Annotated in this window: 23 protein-coding genes and 1 pseudogene; 1 reads left to right on the top strand and 23 read right to left on the bottom strand. The window is 40.4% G+C overall.

The window, feature by feature from the left end; translation table 11 throughout:
* A partial coding sequence (locus tag ACN0VI_RS13980) for a T6SS phospholipase effector Tle1-like catalytic domain-containing protein (RefSeq protein WP_417447196.1) occupies nucleotides 1–794 on the top strand: 794 nt, incomplete at its 5' end.
* A 119-nt stretch (nucleotides 795–913) separates the two neighbouring features.
* On the opposite strand, the gene ACN0VI_RS13975 is transcribed toward ACN0VI_RS13980, so the two are convergent.
* The 23 genes and pseudogenes from ACN0VI_RS13975 to ACN0VI_RS13865 form a co-directional block, all read right to left on the bottom strand.
* Nucleotides 914–2,887, bottom strand: coding sequence for a polysaccharide biosynthesis protein (locus ACN0VI_RS13975; RefSeq protein WP_417447197.1), 1,974 nt, complete (start codon nucleotides 2,885–2,887; stop codon nucleotides 914–916).
* A 523-nt stretch (nucleotides 2,888–3,410) separates the two neighbouring features.
* A pseudogene (locus ACN0VI_RS13970) lies at nucleotides 3,411–3,572 on the bottom strand (sugar transferase); the annotation flags it as partial.
* Between the two features lie 6 nt (nucleotides 3,573–3,578).
* Nucleotides 3,579–4,754: a DegT/DnrJ/EryC1/StrS family aminotransferase gene (locus ACN0VI_RS13965; RefSeq protein ID WP_417447195.1), complete on the bottom strand. Its 1,176-nt coding sequence runs from the start codon at nucleotides 4,752–4,754 to the stop codon at nucleotides 3,579–3,581.
* A 44-nt stretch (nucleotides 4,755–4,798) separates the two neighbouring features.
* Nucleotides 4,799–5,227, bottom strand: a complete 429-nt coding sequence (locus ACN0VI_RS13960; RefSeq protein ID WP_417447194.1) for a MaoC family dehydratase — start codon at nucleotides 5,225–5,227, stop codon at nucleotides 4,799–4,801.
* 2 nt (nucleotides 5,228–5,229) lie between these two features.
* The gene (locus tag ACN0VI_RS13955) at nucleotides 5,230–5,880 is read right to left on the bottom strand and encodes an acetyltransferase (protein WP_417447193.1); all 651 of its coding nucleotides are present in this window, start codon (nucleotides 5,878–5,880) and stop codon (nucleotides 5,230–5,232) included.
* Nucleotides 5,870–6,472 carry a sugar transferase gene (locus ACN0VI_RS13950; RefSeq protein ID WP_417447192.1) on the bottom strand — a complete coding sequence of 201 codons (603 nt, stop codon included), beginning with the start codon at nucleotides 6,470–6,472 and terminating at the stop codon, nucleotides 5,870–5,872. Before ACN0VI_RS13950 ends, ACN0VI_RS13955 begins: the two co-directional genes overlap by 11 nt.
* Nucleotides 6,456–7,679 carry a glycosyltransferase family 4 protein gene (locus tag ACN0VI_RS13945; protein ID WP_417447191.1) on the bottom strand — a complete coding sequence of 408 codons (1,224 nt, stop codon included), beginning with the start codon at nucleotides 7,677–7,679 and terminating at the stop codon, nucleotides 6,456–6,458. Before ACN0VI_RS13945 ends, ACN0VI_RS13950 begins: the two co-directional genes overlap by 17 nt.
* 37 nt (nucleotides 7,680–7,716) lie before the next feature.
* Entirely contained in the window at nucleotides 7,717–8,847 is a 1,131-nt protein-coding gene (gene wecB, locus ACN0VI_RS13940) for a non-hydrolyzing UDP-N-acetylglucosamine 2-epimerase (RefSeq protein ID WP_417447190.1), read from the bottom strand.
* Between the two features lie 13 nt (nucleotides 8,848–8,860).
* Entirely contained in the window at nucleotides 8,861–9,967 is a 1,107-nt protein-coding gene (gene wbjC / locus ACN0VI_RS13935) for a UDP-2-acetamido-2,6-beta-L-arabino-hexul-4-ose reductase (RefSeq protein ID WP_417447189.1), read from the bottom strand.
* Nucleotide 9,968: 1 nt separating this feature from the next.
* Nucleotides 9,969–11,003 (bottom strand): polysaccharide biosynthesis protein, encoded by a 1,035-nt coding sequence (locus ACN0VI_RS13930; RefSeq protein ID WP_417447188.1) that lies wholly within the window; start codon nucleotides 11,001–11,003, stop codon nucleotides 9,969–9,971.
* A gap of 88 nt (nucleotides 11,004–11,091) precedes the next feature.
* A complete protein-coding gene (locus ACN0VI_RS13925) occupies nucleotides 11,092–12,234 on the bottom strand; it encodes a dTDP-glucose 4,6-dehydratase (protein WP_417447187.1) in 1,143 nt (380 codons plus the stop codon).
* Nucleotides 12,231–13,232 carry a dTDP-4-dehydrorhamnose reductase gene (rfbD, locus tag ACN0VI_RS13920; RefSeq protein ID WP_417447186.1) on the bottom strand — a complete coding sequence of 334 codons (1,002 nt, stop codon included), beginning with the start codon at nucleotides 13,230–13,232 and terminating at the stop codon, nucleotides 12,231–12,233. The genes ACN0VI_RS13925 and rfbD overlap by 4 nt, the downstream gene beginning before the upstream one ends.
* Complete coding sequence (gene rfbC / locus ACN0VI_RS13915) at nucleotides 13,225–13,809, bottom strand: dTDP-4-dehydrorhamnose 3,5-epimerase (RefSeq protein WP_417447185.1); 585 nt, start codon at nucleotides 13,807–13,809, stop codon at nucleotides 13,225–13,227. Before rfbC ends, rfbD begins: the two co-directional genes overlap by 8 nt.
* On the bottom strand, nucleotides 13,809–14,696 hold the full coding sequence (rfbA, locus tag ACN0VI_RS13910) for a glucose-1-phosphate thymidylyltransferase RfbA (protein ID WP_417447184.1): 888 nt from the start codon (nucleotides 14,694–14,696) through the stop codon (nucleotides 13,809–13,811). Before rfbA ends, rfbC begins: the two co-directional genes overlap by 1 nt.
* Before the next feature lie 22 nt (nucleotides 14,697–14,718).
* Nucleotides 14,719–15,462, bottom strand: a complete 744-nt coding sequence (locus ACN0VI_RS13905; RefSeq protein WP_417447183.1) for a glycosyltransferase — start codon at nucleotides 15,460–15,462, stop codon at nucleotides 14,719–14,721.
* Nucleotides 15,425–16,684 carry a hypothetical protein gene (locus tag ACN0VI_RS13900; RefSeq protein WP_417447182.1) on the bottom strand — a complete coding sequence of 420 codons (1,260 nt, stop codon included), beginning with the start codon at nucleotides 16,682–16,684 and terminating at the stop codon, nucleotides 15,425–15,427. The genes ACN0VI_RS13905 and ACN0VI_RS13900 overlap by 38 nt, the downstream gene beginning before the upstream one ends.
* Nucleotides 16,681–17,826: a hypothetical protein gene (locus ACN0VI_RS13895; RefSeq protein ID WP_417447181.1), complete on the bottom strand. Its 1,146-nt coding sequence runs from the start codon at nucleotides 17,824–17,826 to the stop codon at nucleotides 16,681–16,683. Before ACN0VI_RS13895 ends, ACN0VI_RS13900 begins: the two co-directional genes overlap by 4 nt.
* A gap of 11 nt (nucleotides 17,827–17,837) precedes the next feature.
* Nucleotides 17,838–18,281 carry a hypothetical protein gene (locus tag ACN0VI_RS13890; protein WP_417447180.1) on the bottom strand — a complete coding sequence of 148 codons (444 nt, stop codon included), beginning with the start codon at nucleotides 18,279–18,281 and terminating at the stop codon, nucleotides 17,838–17,840.
* 695 nt (nucleotides 18,282–18,976) lie between these two features.
* Entirely contained in the window at nucleotides 18,977–20,116 is a 1,140-nt protein-coding gene (locus ACN0VI_RS13885) for an N-acetyl sugar amidotransferase (protein ID WP_417447179.1), read from the bottom strand.
* 2 nt (nucleotides 20,117–20,118) lie between these two features.
* Nucleotides 20,119–20,883, bottom strand: coding sequence for an AglZ/HisF2 family acetamidino modification protein (locus ACN0VI_RS13880; RefSeq protein WP_417447178.1), 765 nt, complete (start codon nucleotides 20,881–20,883; stop codon nucleotides 20,119–20,121).
* Nucleotides 20,884–20,886: 3 nt separating this feature from the next.
* Nucleotides 20,887–21,507, bottom strand: a complete 621-nt coding sequence (hisH, locus tag ACN0VI_RS13875) for an imidazole glycerol phosphate synthase subunit HisH (protein WP_417447177.1) — start codon at nucleotides 21,505–21,507, stop codon at nucleotides 20,887–20,889.
* A 9-nt stretch (nucleotides 21,508–21,516) separates the two neighbouring features.
* Entirely contained in the window at nucleotides 21,517–22,107 is a 591-nt protein-coding gene (locus tag ACN0VI_RS13870) for an acyltransferase (protein ID WP_417447176.1), read from the bottom strand.
* The gene (locus tag ACN0VI_RS13865) at nucleotides 22,091–23,362 is read right to left on the bottom strand and encodes a lipopolysaccharide biosynthesis protein (RefSeq protein ID WP_417447175.1); all 1,272 of its coding nucleotides are present in this window, start codon (nucleotides 23,360–23,362) and stop codon (nucleotides 22,091–22,093) included. Before ACN0VI_RS13865 ends, ACN0VI_RS13870 begins: the two co-directional genes overlap by 17 nt.
* Nucleotides 23,363–23,969 lie beyond the last annotated feature (607 nt).

Below are 23,969 nucleotides of genomic sequence, written 5' to 3'. Positions count from 1 at the left end.
CGTTTGCCATCGAATCCGGCCACGTTGCCAATATTTTAAATCGTGCATTAAACGACTTCAAAAACCATTACACCCCGTCGATCAAACAAATCGTCCTAATCGGCTTCAGTCGAGGTGCGGCATTAGCAAGGCGCTTTGCAGCGCTTATCAGCCCACTCATAGACCGCCCTATCATCATAGAAGCCGTCATCGATACCGTGGCCTCCATTGGCTGGCCGAATCTAGACAAAACCCAACGCCCCAGCACAGACGTGGTATTTGAACACGGCAACACGTTACCAGAAGGCGTACACCGAGCCTTACATTTAGTCGCATTAGATGAACAACGTCTCGCCTTTCGGCCTACCCTAATCAACCAAGATGGACGCGCCCAGGAAATCTGGCTAGCAGGCGTGCATTCGGATGTTGGTGGCGGATACCGCCGAGATGGATTAGGCGACATCGCCTTACGAATAGTAATAGACTGGATAGAACAACAAACCAAACAACCCTGTTATCGTTCAATGCGATTAGCCGACATCAAACCTGTTGATTGGCAGCCACTACTGACCATAGAACCCAAGCACTTAGGGAAAATACACTACCAAGAACGCCGCGTATTTCCTTGGCAAAAACTCACTCTAGCACCCAGACATTGCTGTGTTTTGGAAAATGACCAACCCAACACAACACGCTCACCCCATTGGCATAGCAGCGTCAGTCAACGCATCCACAGCCACACTGGCTATTTTCCTATAGCGCACTGCCCAACACCCGCGATCCTGTGGAATCAAGAACGCCCACCACACCTGTAGGTCGGCCTTCAGGCCGTCAAAAACTAGACGCATCTATTGCAACGAGCTTGCTGCGCGAGACGCGATCTTGAACTGTCATTGTCCCTTATCACTCCCAAGGGGAAGGGACAATTTTCCAATCAAGCCTTTTGTTTCAATGGCACAACATTAGAGCCGTCAACTTGCTGCTCTAATGCCTTTTTAGCATTCCACACCAAATCCCCTATACCATCGGTAGGCTGGAAGTCTGTAGGCGCTTCGATCAATAGCTCACGCACTTTTTCATGGTCAAAACCATGGCAAGCTTTGTCCAGTTGCTCCATGGTGGCTTCAAAATCGGCCAAAGACAAAAATCGCTCATTCGCCGTCATAATCCGCTCATGCAAGGTGTCTTGCACGTTATCGCCGATCAAAAGCTCTTCGAACAGCTTTTCACCAGGACGCAGCCCTGTGAATTGGATTTCAATATCACCATTCGGATTCGCGGCAGACTTCACATCCAAACCAGACAAACGAATCAAATTCCTTGCCAAATCAACAATTTTGACTGGGTCTCCCATGTCCAACACAAACACATCACCGCCCTTGCCCATAGCGCCCGCTTGAATCACCAACTGCGCGGCTTCTGGAATCGTCATGAAATAACGAATAATATCGGGATGAGTCACCGTGATGGGCTGATTATCTGCGATTTGTTTTTTAAAGACAGGGATAACCGAACCAGACGAGCCAAGCACATTACCAAAGCGCACCATACAAAAACGCGTAAACGCGTCGCCGTTAGCGGCTTTGTTGGCTTCTGCTTCCGCCAGCGCCTGCAAACCTAACTCCGCCATACGCTTCGTCGCGCCCATCACATTGGTAGGACGAACAGCCTTATCGGTTGAGATCAGAACAAACGATTCCACACCACTGTCGATCGCCGCTTTAGCACAGTAATACGTCCCAAACGCATTATTCCGCACACCTTCCACGACATTGTATTCCACTAATGGTACATGCTTGTAAGCAGCCGCATGATAAACCGTCTGAACACCAAACGCCTTCATGGTCGATGCCAAACGATTAATACGCTGTACCGAACCAATCAGAGGCACAATAGCAACCTCAAAAGACAGCTCTAACAACAGTTCATTCAACTCTTTATCGATCTGATACACAGCAAATTCGGACACATCGAAAAGAATCAGGCTAGTGGGACGCTGCATAACGATTTGTCGACATAACTCAGACCCAATAGAACCACCGGCACCCGTGACCATGACCACCTTACCCGTAATGTTTGCGCCCATTAACACAGAGTCTGGGGCGACCACATCACGCCCCAACAAGTCATCCACGGCTACGTCTTGCAGCTCACTGACCTTGGCTTTGCCCGTGACGATATCGTCAAAATCCGGCACAGTGAGTACTTCCACCGCATACGGCAACAGCCTATCAATGACTTTCTTACGCTCGGATCGACTTGCCCTAGGGATCGCCAGCAACACCTTAGCAATCTCGTATTTCTCGATAAGCGCATCGATCTCAGTCACATTGTAAACGGGAATTCCCTGAATAATGGTGTTTGCTAACGACGGATCGTGGTCAATAAAGCCCTTCACCCGATAGCTCGATGCCTGACGCAACGCCAGCGCCAACTGACGACCAGTAGACCCAGCACCAAACACCAACACCGCTTCGGTGCCCTTTTTAGGAGATTGCACCAACAAAGCGCGAATCAACAAACGCGACCCACCGCACAACATCACCAAAAAAGGAAAATAAATAAGAGGAACCGTACGAGGAATATTCGCTTCGAAGAAATAAGCAAAAGAGGTAATGCTCAGGGCCGACACCGCCCCACCCAACAAAATAGCTGTAAACGCATGAAAGGTTAAATATCGCAATACCGCCCGATACAAGCCTAACTTCATATTCACCAACAAAGTGACAACCACCGTACCAGACAACACCAACCAAACAGCCTGATTCGACACAACACTGAACTCACCCAAACGCGCCCAGTACGCAAAAACAAACGCCACATACACAAACAGCGAATCCACCGCCAAGCTAATGACACGCTTATAAAAACGAGGAAGAGACCAAAGAAAATCCAATTTTTTTACCATCTCATACACCCTGTATGCAATAAAACCAATCACTTGTAGGTCGGCCTTTAGGCCGTCACAGCCCAGCAAAACCCAACCAAAACCCATCACCTGTAGGTCGGCCTTCAGGCCGTCAAAGCCCAGCAACACACAACCAAAACCAATCACTTGTAGGTCGGCCTTTAGGCCGTCAAAGCCAGCAAAACCCAACTAAAACCAATCACCTGTAGGTCGGCCTTTAGGCCGTCAAAGCCAGCAAAACCCAACCAAAACCAATCACCTGTAGGTCGGCCTTTAGGCCGTCAAAGCCAGCAAGACCCAACCAAAACCAATCACCTGTAGGTCGGCCTTTAGGCCGTCAAAGCCAGCAAAACCCATCACCTGTAGGTCAGATCAATCAAAGAAAATGCTGTCTGACAATTCCCTCCCCTTATGTCTTCCAAGGGGAGGGCTAGGGAGGGGTCATAACTTAACGAATGACACATAAAAACATTCTACGCCAATTCGACAAAAAATGTGCAAGAAAACCCAAAAAAAGCAACACCTATCCTTTCACTCCATCACCAGACCCACTGCCCGTTACCGTCTTGATGATATAAACAAAGTAGTTCTTTAAAGACATATCCCGAATCATCTTCGCATCCGTCTCCGCCAACAACTCAGACGTAGACATATTAATATCCGAAATTTGAGCCAATCCAGTGATAGACAATTAGCAAGACGCCATAGAAAGCACGGCATGAATTACTTGAACAGTCTTTTCCATTTCTTCTTCTGTTAAGGTAGGGTGAACCAAGAACATCAAACTTGTATCACCAAGCTCAACGGCGTTAGGCAAACGTTTCTCTGGTCGCCAAGGGGTATTATCAAAGGCTTTTTCAAGATACACCTCTGAACAACTACCTTGAAAACACGGTACACCAAGCTTTACGATTTCTTCAACGATCCGATCACGGCTCCAGCCTTCGGCTAAATGTTCTGGCTGAACAAACATGTAATGTTTGTACTCCGCATGTTCAATATACTCTGGCACCGTCACCAAGCGTACACAAGAAAGCGCGCTAGCAGCTTGGTCAATTTTAGCTCCGTAAGCTTGGCGCTTAGCGGTCCAATCAGCCATTCGAGTCAGCTGGATACGACCAATCACGGCTTGAATTTCTAACATGCGCCAGTTGGTACCAAAACTTTCATGCAACCATCGAAACCCAGGTGGGTGTTCTTTGTGGTAGATGGCATCGTAACTTTTACCATGATCTTTATAAGACCACATGAATGACCAAAGTTTTTTGTCATTGGTGGTGACCATGCCGCCTTCACCACCCGTTGTCATGATTTTATCTTGGCAGAAACTCCATGCGCCAATATGACCAATACTACCAACGGAACGCCCCTTGTATTTGGCACCATGAGCTTGCGCACAGTCTTCTATCACAAAGAAACCATGCTCTTCACTCAACGCCATAATGGCGTCCATTTCAGCAGGCATACCCGCTAAATGCACAACAATGACAGCTTTGGTATTGGGAGTAAGGGCCGCCTTGATACTGTCAGCAGTGATGACCTGACTGTTCAAATCCACATCGGCAAAGACAGGATTTGCCCCAGCCGTCACAATACTAGAAGCAGAGGCTAAAAAAGTACGCGGTGTGGTGATCACATCATCACCCTGACCAACGCCTAATGCTTTTAATGCAACGTCTAAAGCCAAGGTGCCATTACTCAAAGCAACGGCATAATCTGTACCAACCCAAGCCGCAAATTCTTTTTCAAATTCACGGCACTCGGTACCTGTCCAGTAATTCACTTTATTAGACAAAACAACACGGCTAACAGCATCGGCCTCTTCTTGGGTGAAAGAAGGCCAGGGAGAAAAAGGGGTGTTTAACATCAAAATTCCTGGAGTACTATCACAATTAAACAAGTTAATATGAGTTAAGGAACATATAACTCAGCTGTACCATCAATAACGGTTTTATTTTTAACTTTACAAACAGTATCAAAAAAAACTCTACGCTTTTTAGAGTCAACCGATGTAACCGTTGCTATCGCAGTAACTGTATCCTCCAAATATACTGGTCGCTTAAAGTTATACGACTGAGCAACATAAACGCATCCAGGACCAGGTAACTTAGTACCAAATAAAGCCGAGAAAAAACTGCCAGAAATCAAGCCATGTGCGATGCGTTTCTTAAATCTTGAATTTTCAGCATATGCGTCATCAACATGTACAGGATTATGGTCACCAGATAACCCTGCAAATGTTTTCACATCCGCATCGGTTATAGTCTGCGAATAGGTAACAAACATCCCTTCTTTTATGTCTTCAAAAGGTATCTTGAAATTGACCTCAATAAGCGCCATAGCTAGTTACCTCTTTTAATGGATTTAGCTGGATTTCCAAAAACAACATCACCAGCTTTAACACTTTTTGTAACAATAGCTCCCATTCCGACTACAGCACCTTTACCAATAATAATAGGTTTATCTGGCGTCCCTTGTTTAATAATTGCACCTGTTCCTATATAAACAAAATCTTCTACATGCACGTTACCATTGCACTTTACAGATGGCGCAAACGTCACAAAATCTCCGATAACACAATCATGAGCAACGTAGCTATAAATATTCGCTTGAAAATATTTTCCAATATGAATATTGGAGGTTAGAGTAACAAACGGTGACAATATGGCACCTTCTCCAATCTTAACTTCATCCATAATTTCAACATTTGAGGCTTCAACCTGAAAAACCTCTATCTGCTCCTCCTTTAACCGATTAGCTATTTTTTCTCTTATGGCCGCATCAGCGATAGCAATGGTGACAAACTTATTCATGTACTGAAGTGATAAGAATTGATCAAAGGTCAAAACATCATATCCATTTATAACAGAGGCTTTTGGCGCATCATCTATGAAAACTAAATAGTCTGCGTCCTTAGATTTTTTTTTAACTAGAGGCATTACTTCACGCCCAAATCCACTAGCACCAAAAATACCGTAAACGTTACCTTTCACCTTTATCGCTCCCCTCAAATCTAGTCATAGTGACATGTCCATCAGCACTTATACCTTCTCGAACAAATACCTTTTTAACGGTTAGCAGCAGTATTTTAATATCTAACCAAAAGCTTTGGTTATCGACATACCAAACATCTAATTTAAACTTATCTTCCCAGCTGATAGCATTACGGCCATTGACTTGCGCCCAGCCAGTAATACCCGGGCGCACATTGTGGCGGCGGGTTTGCTCGTCACTGTAAAGCGGCAAATACTGAACCAGCAATGGGCGTGGGCCAACTAAGCTCATATCACCTTTTAGCACGTTAAATAAGCCAGGCAATTCGTCTAGGCTGGTAGAGCGTAAAAAAGCGCCAAATTTCGTCATCCGTTGCTCATCAGGAAGCAAGTTACCTTGTTTGTCTTTCGCATCAAGCATGCTACGGAACTTCATCATTTTAAAGACACGACCATTTAAACCGGGACGATCTTGAGTGAATAAGATAGGAGAACCGAGTTTAAAACGAATCAAGAGTGCCACAATAAATATGAGGGGCGATAACGCTATTAGCGCAAGTAATGCGACAGTGAAATCAAATGTTTTTTTCATATACAAGTCTATAAAATAGTTTCATGAAGTGATCGACTCCAACATCTAACGACATCTCAGTTTGATAAAAAAATTTGGCATTTTTACCTAAGCGGTCTAATTCTGTCGAGTCTAAACTGACTAATTCAGTAACAGCACTAGCCATTGAAAAACCATCGTTTGCTTTGAAGGTTATACCAGCATCCGCTTGCCTAATAATATCAGAGGCATCCCCGTTTACGCCCATCAAAATAGGTTTCCCTGCAGCAAGATATGCTTGAGTTCGTGATGGTATCGTTATGCTAAACAATTCATTATCGGTTAAGTGGACAAGTAATGCGTCAGCACGCTGCAAATAACTACCTACTTCATTCATACCCACACGCGGTAAGAAAAAAATATTTTCCAGACCACTTTTATGACTTTGATCAATCGCATTTTCTTTTGCAACGCCATCACCAAGCAGTATCAAATTGGCATTGACACCTCTATTTTGGAGTATTTTAGCAGCTTCAATAATAGCTGGTAGGCCTTGCGCAAAGCCCAGGTTACCAGCAAATAAAATATTGAATCCTGGTTTCTCTGGAAAATTATCAATTTCTTGTATTGGCAAGGATAAGGCTTCTTCATCACACCAGTTATAGATCACAGAAACCTTTTCATCGGGTACAGAGCGCTGAATCAAGCGTTTACGAAAACCTGGTGATAATACAACAATATGCACTGCTTTTTTATAAACCAACTGACAAAGCTTACCCACAAGGCTTAACGCTATGGTGTTATTGACCATACCAGTCGCCGCTAAGGTATCTGGCCACAGGTCTTGGATATCAATTACAAGAGGCACTCGACGAAAAAAGCTGATGACGGCAGCTGACATTGTAGTGGTTAACGGTGGATGATAAGCATAAATAATATCTGGTTTTTTAACTTTAAATAAACCACACAACAAGGATGACATGGCAAAACTTGCATAGTTAAGCACGCGTTTTATTGACGAGCCATCATGGCTGGGGTACAAGGGCACTCGGTGCACTTTGATACCTTGTATGATCTCTATGGTATGAAAACGCATTTTATACCCTTGGTATAACTTTCCGCCAGGGTAGTTTGGGAACCCAGTAATCACCTCAACATCATGCCCTTTGGCGGCTAATGCTTTCGCAAACACTAGCCCTTTAAAAGTCGGCTCAGGATCAAACCACTGAGTGACAATCAGTATTTTCAAAATCAACCACCTGTAGGCATAAAAACATTAGTAGTCATCAATATTTCTTCCACACAACACGATTCACATAGTCCGTGTAGGAATGCACTATCCTGACCAACTTATCAGAGACATTTGGCATGGAGTAATCGTAAACCTGACGAATCAAGCGTTCTTCATCTCGTGCTTGGGTGTCTAAAATAGCAAGCCCCTGCATGATACGTTGCACTCCTAAGCCAACCATCATAACAGCAGCTTCTTCCATACCTTCAGGGCGCTCATGCGCTTCGCGCAAATTTAACGCTGGAAAGTTAAGGATAGAGGATTCTTCGTTAATGGTACCACTGTCTGACAAGGCCACTTTGGCGGACAGTTGCAGCTTATTATAATCCTTAAATCCCAACGGCTTAAGAAGCTTTACCATAGGATGAAATGTAACCCCCATAGCATCGATACGCTTTTGAGTTCGAGGGTGCGTAGACACGATTACAGGTAAGTTATAGGTTTCGGCGATGGTATTTAGCGACTCAACAAGATTCAAAAAATTCTGGTTTGAATCGATATTTTCTTCTCGATGTGCACTGACAATAAAAAACTGGCTTTTTTTCAAGCCAAGACGAGTGAGAACATCTGAGCCATCGATACCTTCACGATAATAATTCAGCACTTCAAACATTGGACTACCGGTTTTAATCACCATGTCAGCAGGCAAACCTTCACGTAATAAGTAATCACGGGCAATAGTGCTGTAGGTTAAATTAATATCCGCCATGTGATCGACGATGCGGCGATTAATTTCTTCCGGTACACGCTGATCAAAACAACGATTTCCCGCCTCCATATGAAAAGTAGGGATTTTACGGCGCTTAGCAGGCAAAACAGCCATACAACTGTTGGTATCACCTAACACTAGTAAGGCTTCGGGCTGTACCTCCGCCAACACTTTGTCCACCGCAATGATTACATTACCAATTGTCTCAGCACCCGATGCCCCAGCAGCACCAAGGAAGTAATTGGGTTTACGAATGCCAAGATCGTTAAAAAATATTTCATTAAGTTCGTAGTCATAATTCTGCCCCGTGTGCACAATGATATGCTCACAATGCTCATCTAACTTTGCCATGACTCGCGACAATCGTATAATTTCAGGTCGCGTTCCCACAACAGTGACTATTTTTAATTTATTCATTACAGATCTTTCCTTACACCTTGTATGTCACTGTATCGGGGCGCTGACGATCAAAGTTTTCATTAGCCCACAACATCACCACCATCTCTTCATCACCAATATTGGTAATATCATGAGACCAGCCCGGTACCGTTTCTACGATTTCAGGTTGATCGCCACTGGTGTTAATCTCCACAAATTCATCGGTTACGATATGACGGAAACCAAATCGCGCTTTTCCTTTGATAACAAGAAATTTCTCTGTTTTCACATGGTGATAGTGCCCACCGCGAGTCACACCCGGGTGCGCCGTAAAAAATGAAAACTGCCCAGAATCACGGGTTTTAAGCATTTCAACAAAAGACCCTCTGGGATCTTCATGCTTAATAAGCGGGTAATTAAAATCACTTGGGGATATATAGCTGATATAAGTGGCATAAAGCACACGTGTAAAACCATCACCTACGGCCTCAGTAATCAAGGTTTCTCGGCTATTTTTGAACTTATAAAGCTGTTCAGCTAGCTCACCCAACGTCACTGTATATATAGGGTCAACGTTAACATACAATTTATCGGTTGGTTGATTAATCAGCAAATTGATAAAAGAACTGATTACCGCGCCAATATGAACTAAGCTAATCTCTGTCGAAGGGTCATTCACCTGAATAGGTAAACCATGGCTGATATTATGGCAAAAAGTCGCCACCGCAGAATTGTAATTTGGACGACTCCATTTGCCAAATACATTCGGCAAACGATAAATATAAACCTGATTACCCGTTTCCATATACAAGTTCATCAAATGCATTTCGGCTTGTAGCTTGCTACGGCCATAAGCATTCGTTCGCTCAGCCTGGATTGAAGAGGTAATAACGATAGGAATATTTCGACCAGACGCCACAATTGCGCTGCAAATTTCAGCCGTTAAATCAGAGTTTCCAATAAAAAACTCGCTTTCGTCATCAGGTCGATTGATACCAGCGAGATGAAAAATAAAGTCGGCCTCTGCAACTAAATGTGAGAGTTGACCATGATCTAATTGTCGAGTGAAAGGAATAACCTCATGGCCACCCATTTTATTCAGAGTGACCACTAAATTTTTACCGATAAACCCATTAGCCCCAGTAACCAAAATCTTCATTTTATTCCTCCGCAGCGACCAATTCACCATTAGCGATAGCTTTCATAAAACTCAATTTGAGCAATAATTTTTGCATGCCTGCAACATCTAAACGCTCGGTATTGTGCGAATTGTAGTCTTCGGTACGTGAAATAACTTCTTCACCCACTTCAACAAACTTAGCATAATTCAAGTCTCTAAGGTCTGGCGGAACACGGAAGTAATCGCCCATATCTTCAGCACATGCCATTTCTTCACGACTCAGCAAAGCCTCATACAGCTTTTCCCCATGCCGGGTACCAATAATATTAATTGGGTGTTCTGGTTTATTAACGAGCTGTGTCAACGCCTGTGCCAATACCTCTACCGTTGCAGCGGGGGCTTTCTGTACAAAAATATCGCCGTTGTTACCATGCTCGAAGGCATATAAGACAAGATCTACAGCATCCGCCAATGTCATCATGAAACGTGTCATGTTTGGGTCAGTAATGGTAATAGGCTGTCCAGCACGAATCTGTTCGATAAATAATGGGATCACGGAACCGCGAGAGGCCATAACATTGCCATAGCGTGTACCGCAAATGACGGTCTTGGTATCGTCTACCGTGCGTGACTTAGCAACAATCACTTTTTCCATCATGGCTTTGGATATGCCCATAGCATTGATAGGATAAACTGCTTTATCGGTACTCAAACAGACAACACGCTTCACACCACACTGAATTGCCGCCTCTAGCACGTTTTCTGTGCCTAGAACGTTGGTCTTAACTGCTTCTAAAGGATAAAATTCGCACGAAGGCACTTGTTTAAGCGCAGCAGCATGGAAAATATAGTCAACACCACGAGTCGCGTTTAATACGGACTGATAATCACGCACATCACCGATGTAAAACTTCAATTTAGGATGATTATATTTTTTACGCATGTCATCTTGTTTTTTCTCATCACGGCTGAAAATACGTATTTCTTTGATATCAGAATCTAAAAAACGCTTTAGAACGGCGTTGCCGAAAGAGCCCGTGCCGCCGGTTATCATTAATACTTTATTTTTAAACATAGCTTATTCCATTAACTTTATAAAACTTTCACGAAAAGGTTTAAACATAAACACTTAATAATCTTCTACACCGCCTAATCTTTCATGCTTATCTACCATCCTGTACTCTTTGGCACCAGGCCTGGTTGTTTAAATACCATTGCACAGTTTTACGGATACCCGATTCAAATGTTTCTTGAGGTGTCCAGCCGAGTTCGCGTTGGATTTTAGACGCATCGATGGCATAACGCATATCGTGACCTGGGCGGTCTTTGACGTAGGTGATGAAGTCTTTGTAAGTAGAGATTGCCACGTCGCTATCGCTCCTCGAAATGGCAGGTGGATTTATTTCATCCAGAATATCGCAGATGGTTTTGACGACTTCGATGTTTTGTTTTTCGTTGTGACCGCCAATATTGTAGGTTTCGCCGATTATGCCCTGGGTGGCAACAAGAACTAATGCACGAGCATGATCTTCAACATACAACCAATCGCGGATTTGGTTGCCTTTGCCATACACCGGAAGAGGTTTGCCTTCGAGCGCATTGAGGATCATCAAAGGAATCAGTTTTTCCGGAAAGTGGTAAGGGCCGTAATTGTTTGAACAATTGGTGACGATAGACGGCAAACCATAAGTTCTTAACCAGGCACGCACGAGGTGGTCGGAGGCAGCTTTACTGGCACTGTAAGGTGAGCTTGGTGCATAGGCAGTTTGTTCAGTGAATAAAGGCAATGGTTGGCTAGGATGAATTGCCACGTCGCTTTCGCTCCTCGCAACCACTGTTTCTGTCAGCGCGAGCGTAGCGTGGCGATCCAGCTCATCCGGGTGCGGTAAATCACCGTAGACTTCATCGGTTGAAATATGATGAAACCGAAAACCGGCTTTTTTGTCGCCCTGCAGACCAGCCCAATAAGCTCTCGCTTGCTCAAGCAGCGTGTAAGTGCCCACGACATTGGTTTGGATAAACTCGCCAGGTCCATCAATGGACCGGTCTACATGCGATTCTGCAGCTAAATGCATCACAATATCAGGCTGATATTCAGCAAACACGTGCTTCAATTCACACGCATCGCAAATATCAACCTGCTCAAAGGCATAGCGCGAATTACCGCTAACACTAACCAGCGATTCTAAATTTCCTGCATAGGTCAATTTATCGACATTCACCACCGAATATTCGGTGTCATTAATAATATGGCGCACCACGGCGCTACCAATAAATCCGGCACCGCCGGTCACCAAAATTTTCATTTACTTACTTCCAATTCTTTTAAACATGCGCATAACGAATCGCGCCAATAGGGAATCACCAGGTCGGGGAGTTGTTTAATTTTCGTTTTATTCATCACACTATAATGCGGCCGCTTGGCAGGTGTCGGGTACTCTCTAGTTTCAATAGGATTAACCTGACAGCTTATACCGCTCAACTCAAAAATCGCCTTGGCAAAGTCATACCAAGAACAAATGCCCTCGTTGCTATAGTGGTAGATTTCATTTTTAGTGAGTTCTTCACCTTCCGTCATCGCGAGCACAAGGGTACTTGTTTCACTGCGCGTAGCGTAGCGATCCATCTTAAACCCACCTCCGCTTTCATAGATTGCCACGTCGCTATCACTCCTCGCAATGACAATGTGGTCTATTATCTGCAAAATGGTCTCAGCTAAATCCCCCGCATAAGTCGGGCTACCAATCTGATCAAAAATCACATTCAAACTGTCTCGTTCCTTGCCCAAACGCAGCATCGTCTTAACAAAGTTATTGCCAAACTCCGAATAAACCCAGCTGGTGCGAATAATCGCACCGGCACACCCAGATGCCTGCATCGCCTTTTCGCCGTTCAACTTGGTCAAGCCATACACATTTTGTGGGTCGGTGGCATCCGTTTCCACATAGGGCTTACCCCCCTGAACATTAAACACATAATCGGTGGAAATATGAATTAAAGGAATCCTTTGCAGTTTGGCAATTCCCGCCAACTGCGCCACCGCAAGGTGATTAATTTGATTGGCAAGCTCCGGCTCACTTTCCGCTTTATCCACCGCTGTATAAGCCGCGCAGTTGATAATTGCATCAAAATGCTGATTACTAAAAAATGCGCTTATAGATTCAGAACAAGCCAAATCCAACTCATCACGCCCAACAAAGCTAAAAGAATGTTGAATGGTTAATGCTGAATTTTGAATAACAGCTTTTTGCAAAGACTGGCCTAGCTGGCCATTTTTACCGGTCACCAAGACACGCTTAACCATACAAACTTATCTCAAAATTGAACATTGAACATTCATCATTAATACCAACCAAGCCTGGTTGCTTTAAATCCTTTTCAGACAACTTCAATTGATCTAACGGCAAACCCCAATCAATGCCCAAAGCCGGATCATCAAACGCCAAACCCCGATCGCATTCGGGTGAATAGTAGTTATCCACTTTATAAGCAAAGGTAGCTGTCTCTGAGAGCACGACAAATCCATGTGCAAACCCACGAGGAATAAACAATTGATGTTTATTGTCACCCGTCAAACGCACCGCGAAATGCTGTCCAAACGTTGGACTACCTTGGCGAATATCCACCGCCACGTCCAACACTTCACCCTGAATGACTCGCACCAATTTCGACTGAGCGAACGGCGGCAATTGAAAATGTAAACCGCGCAAAACACCTTTAGTTGATTTAGATTCGTTATCTTGACAAAAATTCACCTGGTAACCAAGGGCTTCATCAAACTTATCCTGACGAAAGGTTTCGACAAAATAACCGCGATGATCGCCATGTAGTTTTGGCTTAATCAAAACAAGATCGGCAATAGATTGTTTAACAAATTCCACTAGACCTTCCGCCCTTGTTCAGCACGCTTAATCAGATAATGACCGTATTGGTTTTTCTTTAAAGGCTCCGCTAACTCCAGCAACTGTTCTTTGGTGATATAGCCCATTTCATAAGCAATCTCTTCCAAACAGGCGACCTTTAAACCCTGGCGCTTCTCAATCGTTTCAATAAAGGTAGAAGCCTCAAGCAAACTCTCGTGCGTACCGGTATCCAACCAAGCAAAACCCCGCCCCATGGTTTCAAGCTTTAAGCGCCCTTCTGCTAGATACATTTGGTTTACCGTGGTGATTTCCAACTCCCCCCGATCTGATGGCTTTACCTCTGCCACTTTTTGAATCACGTCATTCGGGTAAAAATACAAACCGGTCACCGCATAATTCGACTTAGGTTCTTTAGGTTTTTCTTCCAACGATACTACATTTCCTTTAACGTCAAACTCCGCCACACCATAACGGTCCGGATCCTGCACATGATAACCAAATACTGTTGCCTTATTTTCATCACGCGCATTATCAACCGCTGAAGACAACAACTTGGTTAAATCATGGCCGTAATAAATGTTGTCACCCAAAATCAAACAAGCATCATCCTCACCAATAAAGTCTTTACCCAAAATAAATGCTTGTGCCAAACCATCAGGTGAAGGCTGCACCACATATTCAAACCGCATGCCTAAATCCGAACCATCACCCAGTAAACGCTGAAAACTGATTTGATCCTCTGGCGTGGTAATCACCAACACCTCACGAATCCCCACCAACATCAACACCGACAACGGATAATACACCATCGGTTTATCGTAAATCGGCACCAACTGCTTAGATACGCCTTTGGTAATCGGATACAACCGTGTGCCGGAACCACCGGCTAGAATAATGCCTTTCATAACAACCTTTTTACTGAAACAATCAAGTTCTAGATCTTTTTAAACTGCGATAATAAAACAACGCAAAACCAAAGAGAAACGAAAATCGAGTTTTTAACACTTTATAAATAGCACGCTTCTTTTTTGGAGTAACATTAGAACTGTGCAAACGATGTGATAATGTAGCTTCATGTAAATGAGTAATCTTCCCTAAAAGAGAACCATTAAAAGCAAGCCATAAATCATGTGATTCAAGCCCTTTGTAGAAAGGAAAGGCCGTTTTCAATAACTCACGATCAAATACACAAGCACACCCCCAATAATTAGCCTTACCTAACATAATTCTCAGAATATTATTAAAGCGTGAACTGTAATAATGCAATTTACAATGTAAATGCGGGATAAGTTTGTCATTCGAATTTATATAATTAAATTCAGAAAAAAGAACACTAGCCTTTGACGCTATAAGCCCCTCTAACATTTTACTTGCCCGACCTGGCAACCAAATATCATCCTGGTCAGACAAAAACACAAAACGACCTGTCGACTCAAGTATTGCACGCTCAAAAGTCTTTACATGACCAAGATTTTGCTTATTACATATGATTTTTATCCGAGGATCATCAAAACTACGAATTAAACTAACACTATTATCGCTAGAACAGTCATCAATAATGACAATCTCAAAATCCTGATCGATTGTCTGAAGATCAGACAAAATCGACGTTATCTGCTGATTTAGAAATCGCTCACCATTGTAAACTGCCATGCATACGGAAATAATCATTTCTAGAAGCCAACCTAACATCAATAAACAAAAAATAAAGCAATAATAATGCTAAAAAAACACTACGATAATTTGTAAATGCAAGCTCTTTAAAATTAATAAAGAACAAAATAAAAGTAAAAATAATAAAAACCCTTGTAACGGAAGTACTTAAAGTTTTAATTTGATACACTTTAAAAAATGATGCCTTATAAAAAACATAAATCCAAAAAAATAAATATATAAGAACAGCGAACACGCCACCAAAATAAAACATTTTTGTAAAAGCTACATCTGATGGGAAGGAAAAATCATTCTGACCAAAAAAAGAATCGACAAAACCTTCCGAGTAAAAATAATAGTGTTTACCAGCTATCAAATCACCTGTAGTACCCGACTTAAAATCAAATACCGAAAGAATCCATTCAGCCAATACTACAACATCCAAGCTAACAAAAATAATTGGGAAAAGATAATAAGCTGAAGGAAAAAGCAAAAAGACAAAAAAGAGTATATGACAAATAAAATTTGTGTTTACCCTTAGCTTATGAAGGGTTGAAAGCCTTATAAAAAGGTACAAACCAAAAATGAACACACCTAAAATAAAACCTGTTCTAGCTGTCATCACCATCGCAAATAAAAGTAATATCGGTGGCCAGATCGAATAAAACCTGCTTATATGATACGACAAACTAAGCTCAAAATATATTATCAAAGAAAGTAGAAAAACTAATGAAAGACTAACCCCCCCCCCCTGGCTCAAATCTATAAGACGGTATGACAAGTAGTTTCCGGCACCAGCAAGTTTAAGTTTTGTCAGGTCTAGTAACAAGTTCTTAATCTCTGGGTTAAAAAACATTATCAGAGCAAGTATTGCAGTAAAAAGACCACTAAAAAATATTGACCTTAAAATCACCAAAACATAACATTTAGGAAAGCGTTTTTTAGCTAAAATAATTATGCCAAGAGCAGATGAGACTACTATAAAAAACTTAATCGTCTCGTTTAAAAATTCGAAGGATAAATTTTCATAATTTATCAAGATTACGAACAATGTATATATAAACAAAACAAAACCATAAATTAAGAAAAACTTCACACGCTCAAACTGCTTCTTCAGATGAAAAACAAAAAAGTAAACAGAAGACAATAAATTTAAAAACCAAAACACATCAATTAATTTAAAACTAGGCCCGATAAAAACCAAATAAAAAATAATGTGAAAAAGTAGATATTTTATCAATTGAAATTCCTAATCAAGTTTTTATATGAGAAAAATTCAAGTGAGAAAATTTGGATTTGCTTTTTCAATGCAACTTCTGTTTTGATCACATTTTGTAGTAGATCGTGTTCCAATATCTTACAACTATGCTCTAAGATTTCATTCTGTTGAATATAGTTTACAGCTTCGCCAACGTAAGGACTAATAATAACAGGAAGACCGCTCGCACAATAATCAACAAATTTTACACCCAAACGCGTTTCCCAGTCTGGATTCGGCCCCATCAAGAAGAGACCGTAGTCACACTGTGTCATCAATCTTTTCTTATCAGCCAGGCTCACATCAACTGGTATTAAGGTTAAATTCCCCTGGTTAAACTCAATAGTGTTTTGTAACTGCCTATAATTTTGTGAAATAAAAATAAAGTGTAAGTTCTGATTTTCATGGTTAGCATCTAAGAATTTTTTATATCGTTCAATATTGTTCCATCCTTTATCTATAGAGCCAAAATAGCAAATGAGAACTTTGTGCTTAGGGATATTAAATTGATCTAACATGTCCGTTTTAAAAAAATCAACTGACAAGTCAACTTCTGTGTAACATGGCACCTTCTCAATACTCGTTTCAGGATAAATGGAACGATATATTTTCTCTTGTTTACTTGCGACAACAAGAGTCTTATGTGACTGTCTAAGAATGTAGAACTCTATTTTTCGCCAAACTTTATAATTAAAACTATCAGGCTTTATTTTCCCAGCACCAACATATTCATCAACAAAAAGACTACGAGAATCAAAAATGAATTTTAAATTTGGTTTAAAAAACTTAATAAGAGCAAAGATATACGAAGGATAATAACTGCGTACAAGATAAGTGACATCTTTTTTAACAAAGAAAAGCAAAATCAATGCATAGAAAAAAGCAGATAGCGGAACAAATAAAAAAGATAATGGATTAAACATGAAAAACTTTGCGGGAATCGCTATCGGTATATTTCTTATATTTATATTGTTATTAACTGGGCGCTTCCAAGGTTTGCATATATTTAAAACACCAACCGTATATCCATTCTCTTTAAGGAACAGCAAAGGCGAAATAAACTGAGTCGATAATAATCCAGATTCAACATCTTCATTTACAATAACACCAACAACTTTCTTCATTTAATTTTGCTCTACTCTCTCAACAAACGTTTCCCTTGATACCAGACTCCATCGTTGTGGATGGAATGGGGAAGGTTTTGTTTTTTATCGGAATAATTATGGGTGACTTCTTTTGCGCTATATATTTTAGGATTTAACTGATAATCCGAAAATGAGTTGTAGTAGATATGCAAAACATCAAAATGGCTTTCTGTGTATCGTGAAGCATCACACAAATGCATGTCATAACCGTAAACCGATTCACCATAGATAAAATGGGTTCTGAATACATCGTGCTGTTCCACGAAACATAACTGACTTATACGCAACGCCTGTCGCTCTTCTTTCGCTAGAAATTCATTCATATTCGTTTCACGATAACGCGTTTCGCGCACCATGCCTTTAAACGGTTTTTGTAGCTGCACTTTGCTAAACGTCGCAGTAGTTGAAAAATCACGGCACTTATATCCTTGCATCCGTTATTTGTGAACAGCCCTAAATCCACTCGCGCATCGTTGGACTTTGTCAGAAAATCAATACATTTTATTTCATCATTCAAATCACTCGGCGGTTCTTTGTCAAATAACACGAGGTTTATCGCCATATTATTTTACTGATGGGTTAAATGCTGAACACACAGGACAACCGCCAATACAAGAGGATAACCCTTTACATGATTTAGCGCGTTATAAGGTTGCTTTTTACCGCTTGCTCCTTGAAATAAGTCCAACTTATCTTTGATTTTACCAACCAATTTAATACTAGCTTCATACAATCAGACCGGGTAATCTTTTTCAGCTTTTTGCTTTACGCGCTATGGCTGTTAAATATCAGCCATAAGATGATCCTTACGATTCGCCGTCACCGCCTCAACATTTATTCCTGAACCGTTAGGGTGAACCAAATAAAAGCCTGACGTATCAAAGCGATAACCAATTTCAAACCCTAAACCTTAAACGCCTTGTTTAAATACAACTCCCAAAATGCAAAGTTAAAAATGGTTTGAAATTCCTTAACCTGCTTCTTAGCTTCATTTTTTTATATCTAAATCCACCATACTGCTATTAATCACCGCTTCCATCTACTCATAGGCCAGTTCTCGCACAATCCGCTGCATCAAAGGATGTAGTTGATTACCGGGAATGATGGGATTGAAAAAGGCGGTTATTTTCTATGCGTAACCGTCATTTTTCTTCTTTAGGCGCATAGACCTGTAAACTGCTCTTAAAATATTAATTATCTTTTCATCACTTGGGTAATCTAAATGCCTCTTTGCATTTCTTTTGAGGTATTCATCTAGCTCGTTTTCTGTAAAAGATAGTTTTTTACACAGCAGTTCATAGTCTTCTTTTTGCAAATTAACCGGATATGTTGGTTCTTTCAAGTGTTCAAGTGCGACTTTCCTTGCCATTTGACCGCTATTTATGAGGGTGCTGTAATGCGCTTTTCTTTTATCTACATTGAATTTTTCAGGCAAAATATAACCCTGATAAAAACGCGTAAAAATAGATTCATAATGCTTTCCGCCATAATACTTCCAATTCATTTTATCTTGGATTATCTGCATCACAGCCTCTTTATTGTAGTCCATATAATTTAGAACAGGAATTGATTTAGCTAGCCCTGCATATTGGTAAATCATCTTTGTAACTGTTGACATAAACGGAAAAGTTTTAATTTTGTTGGAGCCAAATTGTTTATGTATTGCTTTTATATTCGCCGCATCGGATTTACGCCAATTCCAAGCTGAAGGCATAATCGCTTCTGTTTCAAAATTCTCACCACTCAAGAGGTATTTCACTTTATATTTCCGTGCTAAACGGTAAACCGTGGCAAAAATCGCATGATCAGAGAGTAATTCAAGGTCAATGATATCAGCATTAAAGAAAGATCGCTGTAAATCTTTAAACTCTTCCCAGTCAATTACCAGTGTGTATAAATCAAAACCGGTGTATTCAACGATGTTTTCGATGTTCTTAACGGCTAATTCACTATTCCAACCGTTATCAAGGTGAACCAAAAGGCCACGCAAACCCCAGTCTTTTGCCAGATAGGCGACATAGCTACTGTCAACACCGCCACTGACACCAATAATGCAGTCATACTCTTTACCTTGTCCGGCTTTTTTAACCTTGGCAATAATCTCTTCTAATGCTTGCCGCCGTTTATCCGGATCAGTAATTAACCGTTTTTTACGCTCTTCGTAATCATAACAATGATTGCACACGCCACTTTCATGAAATGTAATATTGGGGTCTGTGGTATCCATTACACAGCGCGTACAGACTTGGAGTTCTATTTCTTGCGTCATTTTTAACCTTTAAATAATTCTTCTAGTTTTTTATAAGCAGGATAAGTGATCAACACCGCTTTGTGCTTGCCTTTGAATACAAATAAATCGCCCGCAGCTACAGCAGACACATTGGCTTGTTCTACCGTTTTTTTTAAGTCATCTAAACTAGAAGCACCACCTAAAGCGACCACAGGTAAACTAACCTTATCAGTAATAGATCGCAATAAATTTATGTCATATCCTCTCCTTGTTCCGTCTTTATCAATTGAAGAAATGATTAACTCACCAGCACCAAGATCTTGCATTTTTAAAGCATACTCTATTGGGTTTTGCTTTGTTTTTACTTTCCCATTACGCACATAGACTTCTTGTTTACCCCAAAGATTTTTTTTAACGTCAATACAGACAACTACACTTTGCGAACCAAACTCTTGAGCTAATTTTTGAATAAGCTGTGGATTTTCAAAGGCAGCCGTGTTGATGATTACCTTTTCAACCCCTAACTTAAACAGCTTAGCAGCCTGATCAAGAGATTTAACACCACCGCCATAAGCAAAGGGGACAAAAGCTTCTGTTGCTATATCTTCAAGTAACTCATAATTAGGCCCTTTCTTATTCTCTGAAGCATCTATATCAAGAAATACTAGTTCGTCAACTTCTTTATCGTTGAAAATCTTAACGGCATTAATGGGATCACCAACATATTTATGATCTTTAAACTTTGTCCCCTTTACAAGCCCACCACCACGTAGTAATAGAACAGGTATAACACGGGTTTTTAACATAAATTACCACTCGATAAAGTTTTTCATTAACCCTAACCCGAAACGATGACTTTTTTCGGGATGAAATTGAACGCCGATTATATTCTCATGCTGTACCGCACATGTAAAATCATAGCCATAAGATGAAACAGCCAACACATCATTTGGAATTTCACACTCAACATGAAAGGAGTGCACAAAATAATACCTCAATTCCGCCTCATCTGTTGGTAAAATTGTATTATTTTTAGCTGCGTGTACAACATTCCATCCCATATGGGGAATTTTTAAAGCGTTAGTCTCTTCTAATTTATCAAAATCAAAACGCCTTACGTTACCTTTAATCCAACCTAGACCTGGTAACGCACCTTCCTCACTTTGATCAAACAATACTTGCATACCCAAGCAAATCCCTAAGAAAGGGGTTTTACCTTCCAATACCTTTCGCTCTAAAGTAGGAAAGAACGCAGCATTTTTAAGTCTTGAGATCCCTTTATCGAAAGCTCCAACGCCCGGCAGCAACAATTTATCCGCCTGCGCTATCACATCTGGCTCTGCTGATATAACGGCAGATCCACCGGCGCGTTTAATCATGTTCAAAACTGAACCGGCATTACCCATAGCGTTATCAATAACTACAACCACTTTAAATTCCTATACAATTTCTTCTTTAGTACAGTCCCATTTGTAAGCGCGTTTCGGCAAAATCTTAAGGGTCGCGCTATCAGTAACTACAATTTTATTATCGGGGATATCTTTTCTAATTATACAACCCGCACCTATAGTTACGTTTGAGCCAATTGTTACACCAGCCAATATTGAGCAATTAGCCCCAATCCATACATTATCGCCAATAACAACTCCATTCTTTTCAGATGATTTTAAGTGGTTATACATATTATGGTTTGTCGTGGTTATCGTTGTATTGGCTCCAATTCCAACATTATTGCCTAGCTTTAAGCCACCGCTAGCATTAATATATAATCCAGGATTAGCGCCAGGTATCGTAACAATACCTTTTTCTATATTTCTCCATCCACTTATTTCCGACCTGAAGTCAACTGGCCAAGGAATTGATCCATTTATTCTTAATACTTTTTGAGGAATGAAATATTTTTTTAGCACATAATAATTAGGCCAATAGCCATACCTAGGACATTTGTATTCAGGCCAAAAATATTTGACAACATGCCTAAAAACTTTATCATCGATACCTTTCAAGAATGTCTTAATTATTCTTTTCATTTAACAACCTCCTTAACTTAACCTGTATATAAATATTTAAAAAAATGAAGTGGAGTGAACCTACTAAAGATGAAATCAATAATGCATGCGAAAAACCCAGCCCACTAAAGACTATAAGCGATAAAACCATAAAAAATGCCAGACTAAAATTAAAGTAAAGAAGATACTTTTGCAAGCCTAAAATATTACCAATTTGGCTTACTGGAGAATATAGACCATTAAAGAAAACTAAGATAGAAAAATATTTAACAAGCTCACCAGAGATCCTCCATTCATCACCAAGTATTATCGTAAAAAAATAAGGAGATAAAATGCTCGCAAAAATAAGTATAGGTGCCAATATCATAGCTATTTTAACTTGCGTATAATTAGTTACAGCAATTAGCTCTTTAATTTTATAACTATTATAAAGCTTACCTGCACGCTCTGTGTAAACACTAGATACAGATTGATATAGAACCCCAAGAGGCGCTTTAATTATTTTGTCAGTCATAAAATATAAACCCGCTACAGTAGGCGTAAATACAGCTGCAATAATTAAAGGCATAGAAACATTGGAAAAGGAGTTGAAAATATCAGAAGGAACGGCGTATTTAGGAAATTTTGAATATTTCCCAAGAATCACCCTAACTCTTCTTTTTTGCAATTGAAAAACAACAACATCTCTTTTTACAATAAAAAATATAGCAATAAAAAATGTACTTGCCATATATGCATAGATTAATCCAAAACCGTTATAAAATGAGAAAAGTATGCTAAAAATGGCTAGTAAAGAGGCTTGATAAACACGTATTTTTGAAATCTCATGAAACCTCTTGTACCAAATATTTATCGACATACCAACTGAAACTACAACAGCCGAAAAAAAAGATACAATATAAAAAATAGGATTTATAACGATTAAACTAATTTCATCTATGTAGATTTTAAATAAATTCGCATAAACCGAGTAAGAAGTCCAAAGAAACAGCAAAGCAAGAATCAAAATCAATAAAGACTTAAAAATTATTGCCTTAAGCACTTCGATCTCTTTAATCCCTTTTGCAATTTGAATCGCAAAATCTAACCTGAGTGTTGCAATTATTATCAGAAGGCTAATTAATGCAACAAAAGAAGAATATAATCCAAACTGTTCAGGCACATATAATCTTGACAAGACTGGTAGCGACATTAATCCAATTAATTGTGCCAGCAGACCACCAGTCAATATTATTGCAATATTCTTTAAGTATTTATTTTCACCAAGATTAATCAACTATTAGACCCCTTAATTTAACTGTAATAATCAGAAATGCCGCCAATTTTACAACGAATACGGTTATTAAATTTTTCCTGCATGGCATATTCTCTGGTGACTTTTTTTAGGTTATCGGCACTCTTTATAGGTGGACGCAGTCCTAAAAAATCTTTGCACGATATTCTGTTTAATCATTGTTTTTACCTTGTACGCTGTACTCTTTACGCCCTACGCTTCAAGTTTTTCAAACACACCAATAGTTACAATACGCATTTTAAACAAGGCAAAACATTTTTTGCCTAAATGTTTAAAACTCCCTCTTAGGTGATAGAACTATTGGTCGATGATTAACAATCGAACAGCCCCTGCTTAAATTCATAGTTCTGTATCGACAAGTTTTGTTAGTTGTTCCATTTTAAAACCAAAAAGACACCACCACCGACTTCTGGATGTGTTTAGTTAATATCATTTATACAAATTTGTCTATGTAATTACAGATAAGAATGATTCAACCTTTAGTTTCTAGATGACGTCACTCAGGAATTAATAGGCATCGAAAATTCGGTATTCGAAGAAGATACCTTGTTTAGATGCCCCTATTTTATTTTCTATCGCATTAGATTGA

It is taken from the genome of Kangiella sp., assembly GCF_048265365.1.
Classification (GTDB): Bacteria; Pseudomonadota; Gammaproteobacteria; order Enterobacterales; family Kangiellaceae; genus Kangiella.
This window is presented reverse-complemented; position numbering and strand designations above follow the sequence as displayed.

Excerpts from the sequence above, each read along its gene's own strand:
- ACN0VI_RS13975 (WP_417447197.1), bottom strand. The coding sequence starts at position 2,887 with ATGGTAAAAAAATTGGATTTTCTTTGGTCTCTTCCTCGTTTTTATAAG.
- ACN0VI_RS13965 (WP_417447195.1), bottom strand. The coding sequence starts at position 4,754 with ATGTTAAACACCCCTTTTTCTCCCTGGCCTTCTTTCACCCAAGAAGAG.
- ACN0VI_RS13960 (WP_417447194.1), bottom strand. The coding sequence starts at position 5,227 with ATGGCGCTTATTGAGGTCAATTTCAAGATACCTTTTGAAGACATAAAA.
- ACN0VI_RS13950 (WP_417447192.1), bottom strand. The coding sequence starts at position 6,472 with ATGAAAAAAACATTTGATTTCACTGTCGCATTACTTGCGCTAATAGCG.
- wecB (WP_417447190.1), bottom strand. The coding sequence starts at position 8,847 with ATGAATAAATTAAAAATAGTCACTGTTGTGGGAACGCGACCTGAAATT.
- wbjC (WP_417447189.1), bottom strand. The coding sequence starts at position 9,967 with ATGAAGATTTTGGTTACTGGGGCTAATGGGTTTATCGGTAAAAATTTA.
- ACN0VI_RS13930 (WP_417447188.1), bottom strand. The coding sequence starts at position 11,003 with ATGTTTAAAAATAAAGTATTAATGATAACCGGCGGCACGGGCTCTTTC.
- ACN0VI_RS13925 (WP_417447187.1), bottom strand. The coding sequence starts at position 12,234 with ATGAAAATTTTGGTGACCGGCGGTGCCGGATTTATTGGTAGCGCCGTG.
- rfbD (WP_417447186.1), bottom strand. The coding sequence starts at position 13,232 with ATGGTTAAGCGTGTCTTGGTGACCGGTAAAAATGGCCAGCTAGGCCAG.
- rfbA (WP_417447184.1), bottom strand. The coding sequence starts at position 14,696 with ATGAAAGGCATTATTCTAGCCGGTGGTTCCGGCACACGGTTGTATCCG.
- ACN0VI_RS13905 (WP_417447183.1), bottom strand. The coding sequence starts at position 15,462 with ATGATTATTTCCGTATGCATGGCAGTTTACAATGGTGAGCGATTTCTA.
- ACN0VI_RS13895 (WP_417447181.1), bottom strand. The coding sequence starts at position 17,826 with ATGAAGAAAGTTGTTGGTGTTATTGTAAATGAAGATGTTGAATCTGGA.
- ACN0VI_RS13890 (WP_417447180.1), bottom strand. The coding sequence starts at position 18,281 with ATGCAAGGATATAAGTGCCGTGATTTTTCAACTACTGCGACGTTTAGC.
- ACN0VI_RS13885 (WP_417447179.1), bottom strand. The coding sequence starts at position 20,116 with ATGACGCAAGAAATAGAACTCCAAGTCTGTACGCGCTGTGTAATGGAT.
- ACN0VI_RS13880 (WP_417447178.1), bottom strand. The coding sequence starts at position 20,883 with ATGTTAAAAACCCGTGTTATACCTGTTCTATTACTACGTGGTGGTGGG.
- ACN0VI_RS13870 (WP_417447176.1), bottom strand. The coding sequence starts at position 22,107 with ATGAAAAGAATAATTAAGACATTCTTGAAAGGTATCGATGATAAAGTT.